Raw genomic sequence first — 14,286 nt, forward strand, 5'->3', positions numbered from 1 at the left:
TCTGGGCACTTAACCGAAGAAGCGCTGGCCGTTCTTGGCCATCTCACGCAGCTTCGCGGTCGGGTGGTACAGCGGGCCCAGATCAGCGTATTGATCAGCCAGGGCAACGAACTCGGCCACACCGATCGAGTCGATGTAACGCAGCGCACCACCACGGAATGGAGGGAAGCCAATACCGTACACCAGGCCCATATCGGCTTCGGCGGCGGTTTCAACGATGCCGTCTTCCAGGCAACGCACGGTTTCCAGGCACAGGGCGATCATCATCCAGTTGATGATGTCCTCGTCGGACACTTCACGCTGTTCGTAGATGACCGGAGCCAGCACTTCGTGCACCGACGGGTCGGCCACTTTCTTCTGCTTGCCCTTCTTGTCCGCCTCGTAGGCGTAGAAACCCTTGCCGTTCTTCTGGCCCAGGCGCTTGGCCTCGTAGAGCGCGTCGATCGCCGAGCGGCGGTCGTCTTTCATGCGGTCCGGGAAGCCTTCAGCCATCACATCACGACCGTGGTGGCCGGTGTCGATGCCGACCACGTCCATCAGGTACGCCGGGCCCATTGGCCAGCCGAATTTTTCCATGACCTTGTCGATGCGCACGAAGTCCACACCGGCACTCACCAGCTTGGCGAAACCGCCGAAGTACGGGAACAGCACGCGGTTGACCAGGAAGCCCGGGCAGTCGTTGACCACGATCGGGTTCTTGCCCATTTTCTTGGCGTAGGCAACAGTGGTGGCAATCGCCAGCTCGCTGGACTTCTCGCCACGGATCACTTCCACCAGCGGCATCATGTGTACCGGGTTGAAGAAGTGCATGCCGACGAAATTTTCCGGACGCTTGAGGGCCTTGGCCAGCAGCGAAATGGAAATGGTCGAGGTGTTCGAGGCCAGGATGGTGTCGTCTTTGACGTGGCCTTCAACTTCAGCCAGTACCGCCTGCTTGACCTTCGGATTCTCGACAACCGCTTCGACCACCAGGTCGACATGGCCGAAATCGCCGTAGGACAGCGTAGGACGAATGCCGTTAAGCACTTCAGCCATCTTCGCCGCCGTCATGCGACCTTTATCAACGCGGCCGACCAGCAGCTTGGCGGCTTCGGCCAGGCCCTGTTCGATACCGTGTTCGTTGATGTCTTTCATCAGGATCGGCGTGCCTTTGGACGCCGACTGATAGGCGATACCGCCGCCCATGATACCGGCGCCGAGCACGGCAGCCTGTTTCACGTCCTTGGCGATTTCGTCGTAGGCCTTGGCCTTTTTCTTCAGTTCCTGGTCGTTCAGGAACAGGCCGATCAGGCTCTGGGCCGCCGAGGTCTTGGCCAGCTTGACGAAGCCTGCTGCTTCCACTTCCAGGGCTTTGTCGCGACCGAAGTTCGCGGCCTTCTGGATGGTCTTGATCGCTTCAACCGGCGCCGGGTAGTTCGGGCCGGCCTGGCCAGCCACGAACCCCTTGGCGGTTTCGAACGACATCATTTGTTCGATGGCGTTGAGCTTGAGTTTTTCCAGCTTCGGCTGACGCTTGGCCTTATAGTCAAATTCGCCGCTGATGGCGCCCTTGATCAGGTTCAGCGCGGCTTCGGCCAGTTTGTCCGCAGCCACCACAGCGTCGACGGCACCGACTTTCAGTGCGTCTTCGGCACGGTTTTCCTTGCCGGCGGCAATCCACTCGATGGCGTTGTCGGCACCAATGATGCGCGGCAGGCGCACGGTGCCGCCGAAGCCTGGGTAGATGCCCAATTTGACTTCAGGCAGGCCGATCTTGGCCGTGGCGGACATGACGCGGAAGTCCGCCGCCAGGCACATTTCCAGGCCGCCGCCCAGCGCGATGCCATTGATCGCGGCAACGGTCGGTACGTTGAGGTCTTCGAAATCGCTGAAAATCTTGTTGGCTTCGAGGTTGCCAGCCACCAGCTCGGCATCGGGCAGCTTGAAGTTGTCGACGAATTCGGTGATGTCAGCGCCGACGATAAACACGTCCTTGCCGCTGGAGACGATCACGCCTTTGATCGATGCATCAGCCTTGATGGTGTCTACGGCCTGACGCAGTTCGTTCAGGGTTAGACGGTTGAACTTGTTGACGGACTCACCCTTGAGGTCGAACTTCAGTTCGACGATGCCACTTTCAAGAGCCTTAACCGTGATGGCTTTACCTTCGTAAATCATCAACTGATCTCCACGATATGGAAGCTGAACAGTACACATTGGACGCTGGCCTATGCTTGGACATTGATAATTTCGTCAATGCTCAGGCCAATCCGCCAGGCACACCCGCCAATGCGATAGTCGGGGTTCTGTATGAGCGGTCTGACAGACAAACGCTCAATTCATACGCCCGTTTGATTTGGGTACGCCACCTTCATCCAATTCCGAGCAATTGTCAATCGCTCGAAAGGCTAGGAAAAACGCGACTTTCCAGTCATTTCAGAACCCCAGGCCCAGGCCCGAGATTCGTCAATATTCGACTATTCACGAAATCAATAATAAAAAAGATAGGGGAAACCGCTGTACAGAACGGGATATGCCGCTAGGCTAGCGACAACCGAAACGCGCCTGGATGAACATCCGACGCGGGAAACCCGGATTTACCGGCCTGCCTGGCCAACTCCAGCCCGATGATGCTTTCGGGCTTTTTATTGCCTGGGGTTTGACACACAGGTGTCAGGCCAGGGCCTTGAGCAATGTATCAATGGCCAGCAGGTCGCTCGCCTCGCCCTTCTCGCCCCAGTAAAGGGCGATCATTTGCTTGTCGGCCTCGACCTTGTAGACATTCGCCGGCAGCGTTGCAAAATGCGGCAACAACTTCTCATCGACACACACTTCGCGCCACTGATTGACCCACACGCCCGGCTCCAGCTGCCAGTAGCTCCAAACGGCCGGCATACTGCCGCGCCGGGGTCGACAGTACTGCGCACACGGGCTCGGCGGCTCTTGCTTGAGCCAGTGCGGCCACTCCTGGGGCGCCAGTTGCATGGCCAGGCCGATGCGGCGCGCCTCCATGCGCAGGGCCATGCGCCCGCTCTGATGGCGCGATGGGCGCAGCCATGCCAGAGGGCTTAGAACCACGACAAGGATTGACACCACTATCCAGACCGTCATATGTGTACTCCCGATTTTTCTGATGAGCGGATTTGACCTGACGCAACCCTATCCGCTTGAAAGCAGCCATACTGAATCTATTGCAGTCCCCTGGAGGAACGCCCCATGTCCTACGAACATATTCTGGTCGCCGTAGACCTGACCGAAGAGTGCGATCCAGTGATCAAGCGCGCCCGAGCGTTTGCCGTTGCCAGTGGCGCAAAACTGTCACTGGTGCATATCGTCGAGCCCATGGCCATGGCCTTTGGCGGCGACGTGCCCATGGACCTTTCCCAACTGCAGCAACAACAGTTTGACCAGGCCAAGGAGCGCCTTGACCGCCTGATCGTCAAATACCCCGAAGTGACCAAGGAAAACTCCCACCTCACCTACGGCCAACCGCGCCAGGAAATCCACCACTTGGCCAAGGAGCAGCATTGCGACCTGATCGTGGTCGGCAGCCATGGCCGTCATGGTTTGGCGTTGCTGCTGGGTTCTACTGCCAATGATGTGCTGCACGGTGCGCCGTGCGATGTATTGGCCGTCAGGCTGGTAAAAACCTCTTAAGGCCACATTTGAACCGCATTTCATATGAAAAAGCCCGGCGCCCATATTAGGGCGCCGGGCTTTTTTATTGCACGGAGGTCACTCAGGCATCCAGCTCGGCCCAACGCTCGACCAGCACTTCCAGCTCCTGGTTCAACGTCTCCAGGGAGGCGATGACCTTGGCGGTTTCCGCCGCCGGACGCAGGTAGAAACCCGCGTCAGCCATTTCCGCTTCTACCGCGGCGATCTGCTGTTCCTTGGCGTCGATATCACCCGGCAAGGCTTCCAGCTCACGCTGCAGCTTGTAGCTGAGTTTCTTCTTGGTCGCCGGTGCCGCTTCCTGGGCCGGTGCAGCCGCTTCCACCGGAGCCACCACAGCGGAGGCCAGGTCGGCCTTGCCGGACTTGCTCTCGGTCACGCCCAACAGGCGCGGCGAGCCGCCCTGACGCAGCCAGTCCTGGTAACCACCGACGTATTCACGCACCTTGCCTTCACCTTCGAAGACCAGGGTGCTGGTGACCACGTTGTCGAGGAATGCCCGGTCGTGGCTGACCATCAGCACAGTGCCGTTGAAGGTCAGCAGGACCTCTTCCAGCAGCTCGAGGGTTTCCACGTCGAGGTCGTTGGTCGGTTCGTCGAGCACCAACAGGTTGGCCGGCTTGCTGAACAGCTTGGCCAGCAGCAGGCGCGCACGCTCGCCACCGGACAAGGCCTTCACGGGCGTACGCGCACGTTGCGGGCTGAACAGGAAATCGCCCAGGTAGCTGAGTACGTGGCGGCTCTGGCCGTCGATATCGATAAAGTCGCGGCCTTCGGCGACGTTGTCGATCACGGTCTTTTCCAGGTCCAACTGATGGCGCAACTGGTCGAAGTAGGCCACGTCGATGCGAGTGCCCTCTTCCACCGTGCCGCTGGTCGGTTGCAGACCATTGAGCATCAGCTTGAGCAAGGTGGTCTTGCCGGTACCGTTGGCACCCAACAGGCCGATACGATCGCCGCGTTGCAGGACCATGGAGAAGTCCTTGATCAGGAACGGGCCATCCGGATGATGGAAGCTGACGTTCTCGAGCACCATGACCTGCTTGCCCGACTTATCGGCGGTATCCAGCTGGATATTGGCCTTGCCGGTGCGCTCGCGACGTTCGCTGCGCTCGACGCGCAGGGCCTTGAGGGCACGCACGCGGCCTTCGTTACGGGTGCGACGCGCCTTGATGCCCTGGCGGATCCAGACTTCTTCCTGGGCCAGTTTCTTGTCGAACAGCGCGTTGGCGGTTTCTTCGGCAGCCAGCGTCGCCTCTTTGTGCACCAGGAAGCTGGCGTAATCGCCGTTCCAGTCGATCAGGCCACCACGGTCCAGCTCGAGGATCCGCGTGGCGAGGTTTTGCAGGAAGGAACGGTCGTGCGTGATGAACAGCACGGCGCCCTGGAAATCCTTGAGGGCTTCTTCCAGCCAGGCGATGGCGCCGATGTCCAGGTGGTTGGTTGGCTCGTCGAGCAGCAGCAGGTCCGGCTCGGACACCAGGGCCTGGGCCAGCAGCACACGACGACGCCAGCCGCCGGACAACTCGGCGAGGGTCTTGTCGGCCGGCAGCTGCAGGCGGCTCAGGGTGCTGTCGACCAGTTGCTGCAGGCGCCAGCCGTCACGGGCTTCGAGGTCTTGCTGAACGTGCATCAGCTTGTCCAGGTCGGCTTCGGTAACGCAGTTCTGGGCCAGGTGATGGTATTGCGCAAGCAACTCACCGACACCGTCCAGGCCTTCGGCAACCACGTCGAACACAGTCCGTCCGTCGGCCACCGGCAATTCCTGCGGCAATTCGCCAATCTTGAGGCCTGGGGCACGCCAGACAGAGCCGTCATCGGGCTTCTGGTCGCCCTTTACCAGCTTCATCATGCTGGACTTGCCGGTGCCGTTGCGGCCGATGATGCACACCCGCTCACCACGGGCGATCTGCCAGGACACCTTGTCCAACAACGGCATAGCGCCGAAAGCAAGGGACACATCGCTGAATTTGAGCAGGGTCATACGCTTCTCCAAAAACTGGGCGCGCATTCTACCTGACTTGAGGGTGGGATGCGGCCAGCATTTTCGCTACCGACACGTTCTGTAGGACATTTCCGGAGAACTTGAACGAACCACCCGGCAAAGCTTTCGCCGGCCGCTGGCAAAAGGCTAAGCTAGGGGCAATCAGTGTCGGCGGTGCCGGTGCTAGTCGTGATTTCTCTGCACGGACGTCTCATGCGCAGTCGCCTTTTCAACTTTTTATCTTGTCTGCTTCTTTCCGCCACCGCCGTTCAATCCGCCCAGGCCGTGGACCTCACCACCCAACGTCAATATTACGATGAAGCCAAACGCGCCCTGGCCAAGGGCGATACCGGCCCCTACATGCAATACAGCCAGGCCCTGGCCGACTACCCGCTGACGCCCTACCTGGCCTACGACGAACTGACCGCCCGGTTGAAGACCGCCAGCAACGAGGAAATCGAACAATTCCTCGCCAAAAACGGCGACCTGCCCCAGGCCAACTGGATGAAGCTGCGCTGGTTGCGCTGGTTGGCCGACCGCGGCGACTGGCAGACCTTTGAAAAGTACTACGACCCCAAGCTCAATTTCGTCGAACTGGACTGCCTGCACGGCCAGTTCCAACTGACCCACAACCTCAAGGCTGAAGGCTACAAGACCACCGAAAAACTGTGGATGACCGGCAAATCCCAGCCGGCCGCCTGCGATGCCACCTTCAGCCAATGGGCCGCCGACGGCCAACTCACCGAACAAAAAATCTGGGACCGCGCCAAACTCGCCGCCGAAGCACGCAATTACCCGCTGGCCAACAGCCTGGTAAAAACCCTGCCGACCCTGGGCGCCCAGGGCCGCCTGATGGTGGACGTGGCGCAAAAGCCCGACATGCTCGGCGACCCATCGCGCTTCCTGCCGGCCACCGAGGCGATGTCTGACGCCGTCGGCCTGGGCCTGCGCCGCCTGGCACGCCAGGATCCGGACAAGGCCATGGCGCTGCTCGACGGTTACGCCAGCAGCATGCACTTCTCCCGTGACGAAAAAGTGGCAATCGCCCGTGAAATCGGCCTGACCCTGGCCAAGCGCTTCGACCCGCGCGCGCTTGAGGTGATGACCAAATACGACCCCGAGTTGCGCGACAACACCGTATCGGAATGGCGTCTGCGCCTGCTGTTGCGCCTGGCCCGTTGGGAAGACGCCTACCAACTGACGCGCAAACTCCCACAGGATTTGGCCACCACCAACCGCTGGCGCTACTGGCAGGCCCGCAGCCTGGAACTGGCCGAGCCAAAAAACCCGCAAGCCCTGGTGCTGTACAAGAATCTCGCGCAGGAACGGGACTTCTATGGCTTCCTGGCCGCCGATCGCTCCAAGGCGCCGTACCAGTTGAAGAACAAGCCGTTGCTGATGAGCCAGGCGCTGGTCAACAAAGTGCGTAACACCCCGGGTGTGCGCCGTGCCCTTGAGTTCTACGCCCGCGGCCAGATCGTGGATGGCCGCCGCGAGTGGTACCACGTCAGCCGCCATTTCAACCGTGACGAAATGGTCGCCCAGGCCAAGCTGGCCTACGACATGAAGTGGTACTTCCCGGCGATCCGCACCATCAGCCAGGCCCAGTACTGGGATGACCTGGACATCCGCTTCCCGATGGCCCACCGCGACACCCTGGTGCGCGAAGCCAAGGTCCGTGGCCTGCATTCCAGCTGGGTATTTGCCATCACCCGCCAGGAAAGCGCATTCATGGACGACGCCCGCTCCGGCGTCGGCGCCAGCGGCCTGATGCAACTGATGCCCGGTACCGCCAAGGACACCGCGCGCAAGTTCAGCATCCCCCTGGCCTCACCCGCCCAGGTGCTGGACCCGGACAAAAACATCCAGCTCGGCGCGGCTTACCTGAGCCAGGTGCACAGTCAGTTCAACGGCAACCGTGTCCTCGCCTCCGCCGCCTACAATGCCGGTCCCGGCCGCGTGCGCCAATGGCTGCGTGGCGCCGACCACCTGAGCTTCGACGTCTGGGTGGAAAGCATCCCGTTCGACGAAACCCGCCAGTATGTGCAAAACGTGCTGTCTTATTCGGTGATCTACGGGCAGAAGCTCAACTCGCCACAGCCGTTGGTGGACTGGCATGAGCGCTACTTTGATGATCAATAAGGTTTGAAGCAGAAATGAAAATGCCCGCATTGAGAGATGCGGGCATTTTTTATGCGCACCGCAACTCAATGTTCGCTGCTCTCCTCGGCCCCATCACTGAACTGCAACGCCGCCAATCGCGCATATAACGGATTGCTCGCAATCAACTGCTGATGCGTACCCACCGCCACCAGCCTGCCCTGATCCATCACCGCGATACGGTCAGCGTTCTTCACCGTCGCCAGTCGATGGGCGATAACCAGCGTGGTACGCCCTTGCATCAATTGCGGCAACGCTTGCTGGATCAGGTGTTCACTCTGGGCATCCAGGGCACTGGTGGCTTCGTCCAGCAGCAGGATCGGCGCGTCCACCAGCAACGCACGGGCAATCGCCAATCGTTGGCGCTGGCCGCCGGAGAGGCCCATGCCGCCGTCGCCGAGGTGGGTCTGGTAGCCGTCGGGCATTTGCAGGATGAAATCGTGGGCGTGGGCGATGCGGGCAGCGGCTTCGACTTGCTCGCGCGTGGCCGCTGGGTTGCCGTAGCGGATGTTCTCCTCGACGCTGCCGAAGAACAGCGCCGGGCTCTGGGACACCAGGGCGAAGTGGCGACGCAGGTCCAGAGGGTCGAGATCGGTCAGCGCCTGGCCTTCAATCAGGATGCGGCCTTGCTGGGGATCGTAGAAGCGCAGCAGCAGGTCGAAAAGCGTCGACTTGCCCGCGCCGGACGGCCCCACCAGTGCCAGGGTTTCGCCGGGGTTGATGCTCAGGTTCAGGCCGTCGATGGCGTAGCTGTCCGGCCGCGAAGGGTAGGAAAAGCGCAGGTCCTGCAGCTCCATGCACCCGCTGACGCGCTCGGGCAACTGCACTTTACCCGTGGCCGGCGCCTGGATCTCGTTGCTCGACTGCAACAGCTCACCAATGCGCTCCGCTGCACCGGCGGCACGTTGCAGTTCACCGAGGACTTCGCTCAGGGTACCGACGGCGCTGCCGACGATCAGGCTGTAGAACACGAACGCAGCCAGCTCGCCGCCGGAAATGCGCCCGCTGATCACATCCATTCCCCCGACCCAGAGCATCACGCCCACAGCACCCAGCACCAGCATGATCACCAGGGTGATCAACCAGGCGCGCTGGGCGATGCGTTTGCGTGCGGTGGTGAACGCCTCCTCCACGGTCACGGCAAAGCGTTGCTCGTCCTGGACCTGGTGGTTATAGGCTTGCACGGTCTTGATCTGGCCAAGGGTCTCGGACACGTAGCTGCCCACATCAGCAATACGGTCCTGGCTCAGGCGCGACAGGCTGCGTACGCGACGGCCAAAGATCAGGATCGGCGCCAGCACCAGCGGCAGCGCCACCACCACGATGCTGGTGAGCTTGGGGTTGGTGATGAACAACAGCACGATGCCGCCGATCACCATCAAGGCGTTGCGTAGGAACAGCGACAACGACGAGCCGATCACCGATTGCAGCAAGGTGGTGTCGGTGGTCAACCGCGATTGGATTTCCGAGCTGCGGTTGTTCTCGTAGAAACCTGGGTGCAGGTAGATCAGGTGGTTGAAGACCTGCCGGCGAATGTCCGCCACCACCCGCTCACCGATCCACGACACCAGGTAAAACCGCGCAAACGTGCCCACGGCCAAGCCCAGCACCAGCACCATGAACAGGCCGATGGACTGGTTGAGCAGGTGCGGCGACTGGGTCATGAAGCCCTGGTCCACCAGCAGGCGAATACCCTGCCCCATGGACAAGGTGATGCCGGCGGTGACGATCAGCGCGACCAGGGCACCGAGGGCCTGCCAGCGGTAGGGCGCGATGAAACGACTGGCCAGGCGAATTGCACGGCGTTGACGGACTGAGAGCATGGAGGGCATCACCTGATCGGAAAGGATTGGTACCTGCCTGCTTACATGGGGGGAACTTGCGCGAATAACAATGAGTCAGGTTAATTATGCCCGCCGATGCTGGCCCCTAGAGGCTATCGGTCTAACGCCCGGCTGGAAATCCACAGCGGTTTCTGGTGGACTGGATGTTCGAACCGGTGATCTCGTAAGGAGTTGTAACAGCGCGGTCACTCGGGGGTTATACAGTAGGTACACAACCTGATGAGGAGACAGGCCATGACCTTGCAAAACAGCAGCGATGCCAAGATTGAAGTGATCCGCCAACCGCAGCACTTGCCTTGCTCCGTGATCGACGCCCAGGGCCGCGAAGTGCAGATTACCGAAGAGATGATCCAGCAGGCGTGCCGTGAGCTGGAACAGCGACTGGTCAAGCCTGCCCAGCAAGGCTGAAGGGCCCACGCTCTTTCAAACCCGGCCCCGGTGGCCGGGTTTTTTATTCAGTGCCTAGACGGTTGCCGCGCCCAATGCGGACACGATGCGCGCCAACGCCGGCGACTCCCCATTCACAATGCGCACCTTCAAGCCATCAATCTCACGACGCTCCGGATAATGCTTGCGCAGCACGTCGAACGCCTTGCGTTGTTCTTCGACGCTGCCCACCAGGCTACGGCGGAAATCCGCATCATCACGGCGCGGGTCGTACACGCTGCGACACAACGTCGCCAGCGCCCAGGCCGGATCGGTCGATGCGTTCAAGTGCACTTCGGCCAGCCACGGTTGCGGTAACAAGTCGCCCAGCTGAATGCTCGGCCCCTGGCCCAGGTGCGCGCAGAACGCCTGATAGATCTGCGCCGTACCGCGCTGCTTGCCGTCCAGGCTGTAGCCGGCAATGTGCGGGGTGGCCAACACACACAGGTCGGCCAGGTCGACGTCCACTTCGGGCTCGCCTTCCCACACGTCCAGCACTGCTTGCAGGTCTTCACGCGCCAGCAGCACATCGCGCAGGGCCGCGTTGTCCACCACCGGGCCACGGCTGGCGTTGATCAGCCAGGTGCCCGGCTTGAGGCGGTTGAGGCGGTCGCGATCAAACAGGTGCCAGGTGGAACCATTGCCGGATTTGGTCAATGGCGTGTGCAGGCTGATCACATCGCATTGCTCGATGATCTGCTCGAGGCTGACGTAATCGCCGTCTTCGGCGATCTGGCGCGGCGGGTCGCAGACCAGCACGTTCCAGCCCAGACCCTTGAGCACTTCGATCAGGCGCCCGCCCACTTCACCGGCGCCGACGACGCCATAGGTACGCTGGTTGAGGTCGGCGCCTTCGATCTCGGCCAGGGTTTGCAGACTGCCCAGCACATAGTCCACCACGCCACGCGCATTGCAGCCGGGGGCGCTGGACCACTGGATACCGGCCTGCTTGAAGTAATCGAGGTCGAGGTGGTCGGTGCCGATGGTGCAGGTGCCGACAAAACGCACCTGCGTGCCGTCCAGCAGGGCGCGGTTGACGTTGGTCACCGAGCGCACCAGTAGCACATCGGCCTGTTCGACGGTGGCGCGGTCGATGGAACGACCGGACACTCGGCGAATCTCGCCAAATCCTTGGAAGAACTCATCGAGCAGCGGGATATTTTCGTCGGCAACAATCAGCATGGCAGGCTCCTTTGGCGGATCAGCAGTGTACAGGGATGCGATCTTCAATGTGGGAGAGGGCTGGCCCCCGATTACAGAGTGTCAGTCAATGGATAGTTGGCTGACACACCGCTATCGGGGGCAAGCCCCCTCCCACAGTGGATATGCAGCGGCCTGGCAAGTCGCTTACAAATCCCTAACACAGGTTTTTTCCTGACCGTTACGTCAAGGCGTAGAATCCGCGGCCTTGCACCCTTTTGACTGGACTTGCGTACGTGAACACTGCCACTGCCCCCCTCACCCGCCCCGCCCGTATCAGCCGGGAAGTGGGTGGCCTGCTGACGCTCGCGCTGCCGATCATGATCGGCCAACTGGCAACCACGGCCATGAGCTTCGTCGATGCGGTGATGGCCGGGCGCGTCAGCCCCCAGGACCTGGCGGCGGTGGGCCTGGGCAACTCGATCTGGATTCCGGTGTACCTGCTGATGACCGGTACGCTGCTGGCCACCACGCCGAAAGTCGCCCAGCGCTACGGTGCGGGCCACTACGGCGAAATCGGGCCGTTGGTGCGTCAGTCACTGTGGCTGGCGGTGGTGGTCGGCATCATCGGCGCGCTGCTGTTGCTCTGCGCCGAGCCGATCCTGCATGCCATGAAGGTTGAGCCGGACCTTATCGCCCCCACCATGGGCTACCTGCACGGTATCGCCGCCGGTATGCCGGCCGTTGCCCTGTATTACGTGCTGCGCTGTTTCAGTGATGGCCTGGGCCGCACCCTGCCCAGCATGGCCATGGGCCTGTGCGGGTTGGCGCTGAATATTCCGCTGAACTACATCTTCATCTACGGCCACCTGGGCGTGCCGGCCATGGGCGGCGTGGGCTGCGGCTGGGCCACGGCCATTGCGATGTGGGTGATGATGCTCGGCATGGCCGCCTGGACCCGCTGGGGGGCCGCCTACCAGAGCAGCGAACTGTTCAAGCGCTTCGATTGGCCGCAGTGGTCGGTGATCAAGCGCGTACTGGGGATTGGCCTGCCGATCGGCATCGCGATCTTTGCCGAATCGAGCATCTTTGCCGTCATCGCCCTGCTGCTCGGCAGCCTGGGCGCCACCGTTGTGTCGGGGCACCAGATCGCGCTGAACGTCAGCTCACTGGTGTTCATGATCCCTTATTCCCTGAGCATGGCCGTCACCGTGCGCGTCGGCCAGGCCCTGGGGCGTGGCGAGGCGCGTGAAGCACGCTTCGCCGCCGGGGTCGGCATGGGCACGGCGCTGGCGTACGCCTGCCTGTCGTGCAGCCTGATGCTGGTGTTTCGCGAGCAGATTGCGGCGATCTACACCCCGGACCCGATTGTCATCCACCTGGCCTCGACGCTGATCGTGTTTTCAGCGCTGTTCCAGTTCAGTGACTCGATCCAGGTCACCGCCGCCGGCGCCCTGCGGGGCTATCAGGACACCCGTGTTACCATGGTGCTGACCCTGTTTGCCTATTGGGGCGTGGGGCTGCCGGTGGGGTACGCCCTGGGGCTGAGCAACTGGCTGGGCGAACCCAGCGGCCCGAGCGGTTTGTGGCAAGGGCTGATCGTGGGCTTGAGCTGTGCGGCGGGGATGCTGCTGGTGCGCCTGGCGCGCAGTGCACGCCGGCGCATTCGCCTGGAGAAGGCGCGGGGTTAATCGGCCTTTTTACGGATCCAGTACAGGTACGTACCGGCCTGCTCCTGTTGATCCACCAGTTCATGGTCAAGGAACACGCAGAACTTGGGGATATCGCGGCGCGTCGACGGGTCGGTCGCGATCACCTTGAGCAAGCCGCCGGGCGGCAGGTCGCGGATGTGCTGGTGCAGCATCATCACCGGCTCAGGGCAGTTGAGGCCCGTTGCGTCGAGGGTGCCATCCACGGCGGTGTCGAAAATATCGCTCATTGTCTACTCCTGGAACCGGCGCTCAGTTTAGCGGGCCTTGGTTTTCTTCACATCCACCAGACGACGCAGGTGGCAGGTCACTTCTTCACGGTCGTGATACAGCTGCTTGCAGCCGATCTCCACCCGAATGCCGCGCGCCTTGAAGCCGTCTTCGATACGCTCCAGCAGGCGCTTGACCTCGGCGTAACGCTGCTTCATCGGCAATTTCAGGTTCACCACCGCCTCGCGGCAATGCCCTTCGCCGATCCAGGTCTCCAGCAATGCCGCGTTGCGCGCCGGCTTTTCGACGATGTCGCAGACCATCCAGTCCACCGGCTGCTTGGGCACGAAGGTAAATCCGTCGGCCATCAGGTGCTGTACCAGGCCGGTGTCCATCAGGCTTTCGGCCATGGGGCCGTTGTCGATGGCGGTCACCAGCATGCCACGGTTGACCAGCTGCCAGGTCCAGCCGCCAGGGGCTGCGCCCAGATCGACGCCGGTCATGTCGCCATGCAGGCGCTCGTCCCATTGGTCGCGGGGGATAAAGTGGTGCCAGGCTTCTTCCAGTTTCAGGGTTGAGCGGCTGGGCGCGTCCCGGGGGAATTTCAACCGCGGGATGCCCATCGGCCACATCGCCGAGTTATTCGACTCGGCCAAACCCATGAACACTTCGCGGCCGCTTTTGAAGGTCAGCAGCAGGCGCGGCTTGCTCGGGTCGTCCACCAGCTTGCCGGCGTTCAACAAGGCTTTGCGCAGGTGCACTTCGAATTTCTTGCAGAAGTTCGAGAGTTCCTTGCCGTCATTGGTGTCGACCATCTCCAGCCACAGGCTGCCGCACACCGGGAATTCACGCAGGTGAGCGAGGATCACGCTGATACGGTCGGTTTCCGGCAGGTCGATAAACACCCCGCGCGCCCACTGCCGCGGGAAGATCAGCTCAGCAAAGCGCTGGCCGTGCATCAGGCGCTGGGCGCCGTCTTCTTCGGTGCAGACAAATTCGGCGCAGGCGCTGCCGGTCTTGGCCTTGGCGTAGCCGGAAACGTTCAGGCGCGCGGCGTGTTCCGCGATCTCGGAACAGACTTCGCCCTCAAACCCCGGGCGGCAGTGCATAAAAAGGGTGTTCATCGACTCTCCTGGTGACTCAACTGACGTTGCGCTAT

The 14,286-nt window shown here is 61.6% G+C and carries 11 protein-coding genes; 4 read left to right on the plus strand and 7 right to left on the minus strand.

Annotated elements, in window-relative coordinates; genetic code table 11:
• Window positions 1-9 precede the first annotated feature (9 nt).
• Together fadB and AC07OT_RS12900 are read right to left on the minus strand one after the other, a co-directional pair.
• The gene (gene fadB, locus AC07OT_RS12895; RefSeq protein WP_141157038.1) at window positions 10-2,157 is read right to left on the minus strand and encodes a fatty acid oxidation complex subunit alpha FadB; all 2,148 of its coding nucleotides are present in this window, start codon (window positions 2,155-2,157) and stop codon (window positions 10-12) included.
• Between the two features lie 495 nt (window positions 2,158-2,652).
• Window positions 2,653-3,090 carry a hypothetical protein gene (locus AC07OT_RS12900; RefSeq protein ID WP_027604243.1) on the minus strand — a complete coding sequence of 146 codons (438 nt, stop codon included), beginning with the start codon at window positions 3,088-3,090 and terminating at the stop codon, window positions 2,653-2,655.
• Between the two features lie 105 nt (window positions 3,091-3,195).
• On the opposite strand from AC07OT_RS12900, the gene AC07OT_RS12905 reads away from it, so the two are divergent.
• On the plus strand, window positions 3,196-3,636 hold the full coding sequence (locus tag AC07OT_RS12905) for a universal stress protein (RefSeq protein ID WP_027604244.1): 441 nt from the start codon (window positions 3,196-3,198) through the stop codon (window positions 3,634-3,636).
• Window positions 3,637-3,718: 82 nt separating this feature from the next.
• Here AC07OT_RS12905 and AC07OT_RS12910 read toward each other — a convergent pair whose 3' ends face one another.
• The gene (locus tag AC07OT_RS12910; protein ID WP_065938947.1) at window positions 3,719-5,638 is read right to left on the minus strand and encodes an ATP-binding cassette domain-containing protein; all 1,920 of its coding nucleotides are present in this window, start codon (window positions 5,636-5,638) and stop codon (window positions 3,719-3,721) included.
• 213 nt (window positions 5,639-5,851) lie between these two features.
• Between AC07OT_RS12910 and AC07OT_RS12915 the strand changes: the two genes are divergently transcribed.
• Window positions 5,852-7,780 (plus strand): transglycosylase SLT domain-containing protein, encoded by a 1,929-nt coding sequence (locus AC07OT_RS12915; RefSeq protein WP_027604246.1) that lies wholly within the window; start codon window positions 5,852-5,854, stop codon window positions 7,778-7,780.
• Between the two features lie 65 nt (window positions 7,781-7,845).
• Here the strand turns inward: AC07OT_RS12915 and AC07OT_RS12920 are convergent, their stop codons facing one another.
• A complete protein-coding gene (locus AC07OT_RS12920; protein ID WP_495108227.1) occupies window positions 7,846-9,630 on the minus strand; it encodes an ABC transporter transmembrane domain-containing protein in 1,785 nt (594 codons plus the stop codon).
• A gap of 246 nt (window positions 9,631-9,876) precedes the next feature.
• Between AC07OT_RS12920 and AC07OT_RS12925 the strand changes: the two genes are divergently transcribed.
• On the plus strand, window positions 9,877-10,050 hold the full coding sequence (locus tag AC07OT_RS12925; RefSeq protein WP_027604248.1) for a PA1571 family protein: 174 nt from the start codon (window positions 9,877-9,879) through the stop codon (window positions 10,048-10,050).
• Window positions 10,051-10,104: 54 nt separating this feature from the next.
• Here AC07OT_RS12925 and pdxB read toward each other — a convergent pair whose 3' ends face one another.
• Window positions 10,105-11,250, minus strand: coding sequence for a 4-phosphoerythronate dehydrogenase PdxB (gene pdxB, locus AC07OT_RS12930; RefSeq protein WP_495108228.1), 1,146 nt, complete (start codon window positions 11,248-11,250; stop codon window positions 10,105-10,107).
• 254 nt (window positions 11,251-11,504) lie between these two features.
• Here pdxB and AC07OT_RS12935 point away from each other — a divergent pair, with 254 nt between their 5' ends.
• Complete coding sequence (locus AC07OT_RS12935) at window positions 11,505-12,899, plus strand: MATE family efflux transporter (RefSeq protein WP_495108229.1); 1,395 nt, start codon at window positions 11,505-11,507, stop codon at window positions 12,897-12,899.
• On the opposite strand, the gene tusA is transcribed toward AC07OT_RS12935, so the two are convergent.
• Complete coding sequence (gene tusA, locus AC07OT_RS12940; RefSeq protein ID WP_027604251.1) at window positions 12,896-13,147, minus strand: sulfurtransferase TusA; 252 nt, start codon at window positions 13,145-13,147, stop codon at window positions 12,896-12,898. The two genes, AC07OT_RS12935 and tusA, sit on opposite strands and share 4 nt — an antisense overlap.
• Before the next feature lie 27 nt (window positions 13,148-13,174).
• Entirely contained in the window at window positions 13,175-14,251 is a 1,077-nt protein-coding gene (gene rlmM / locus AC07OT_RS12945) for a 23S rRNA (cytidine(2498)-2'-O)-methyltransferase RlmM (protein WP_053136601.1), read from the minus strand.
• Between the last annotated feature and the right edge of the window lie 35 nt (window positions 14,252-14,286).

The organism is Pseudomonas sp. GW821-FHT09C10 (assembly GCF_059418085.1).

Bases quoted from the DNA above. Each gene is read 5' to 3' on its own strand.
- fadB (WP_141157038.1), bottom strand. From the start codon at position 2,157: ATGATTTACGAAGGTAAAGCCATCACGGTTAAGGCTCTTGAAAGTGGC.
- AC07OT_RS12900 (WP_027604243.1), bottom strand. From the start codon at position 3,090: ATGACGGTCTGGATAGTGGTGTCAATCCTTGTCGTGGTTCTAAGCCCT.
- AC07OT_RS12905 (WP_027604244.1), top strand. From the start codon at position 3,196: ATGTCCTACGAACATATTCTGGTCGCCGTAGACCTGACCGAAGAGTGC.
- AC07OT_RS12910 (WP_065938947.1), bottom strand. From the start codon at position 5,638: ATGACCCTGCTCAAATTCAGCGATGTGTCCCTTGCTTTCGGCGCTATG.
- AC07OT_RS12915 (WP_027604246.1), top strand. From the start codon at position 5,852: ATGCGCAGTCGCCTTTTCAACTTTTTATCTTGTCTGCTTCTTTCCGCC.
- AC07OT_RS12920 (WP_495108227.1), bottom strand. From the start codon at position 9,630: ATGCCCTCCATGCTCTCAGTCCGTCAACGCCGTGCAATTCGCCTGGCC.
- AC07OT_RS12925 (WP_027604248.1), top strand. From the start codon at position 9,877: ATGACCTTGCAAAACAGCAGCGATGCCAAGATTGAAGTGATCCGCCAA.
- pdxB (WP_495108228.1), bottom strand. From the start codon at position 11,250: ATGCTGATTGTTGCCGACGAAAATATCCCGCTGCTCGATGAGTTCTTC.
- tusA (WP_027604251.1), bottom strand. From the start codon at position 13,147: ATGAGCGATATTTTCGACACCGCCGTGGATGGCACCCTCGACGCAACG.
- rlmM (WP_053136601.1), bottom strand. From the start codon at position 14,251: ATGAACACCCTTTTTATGCACTGCCGCCCGGGGTTTGAGGGCGAAGTC.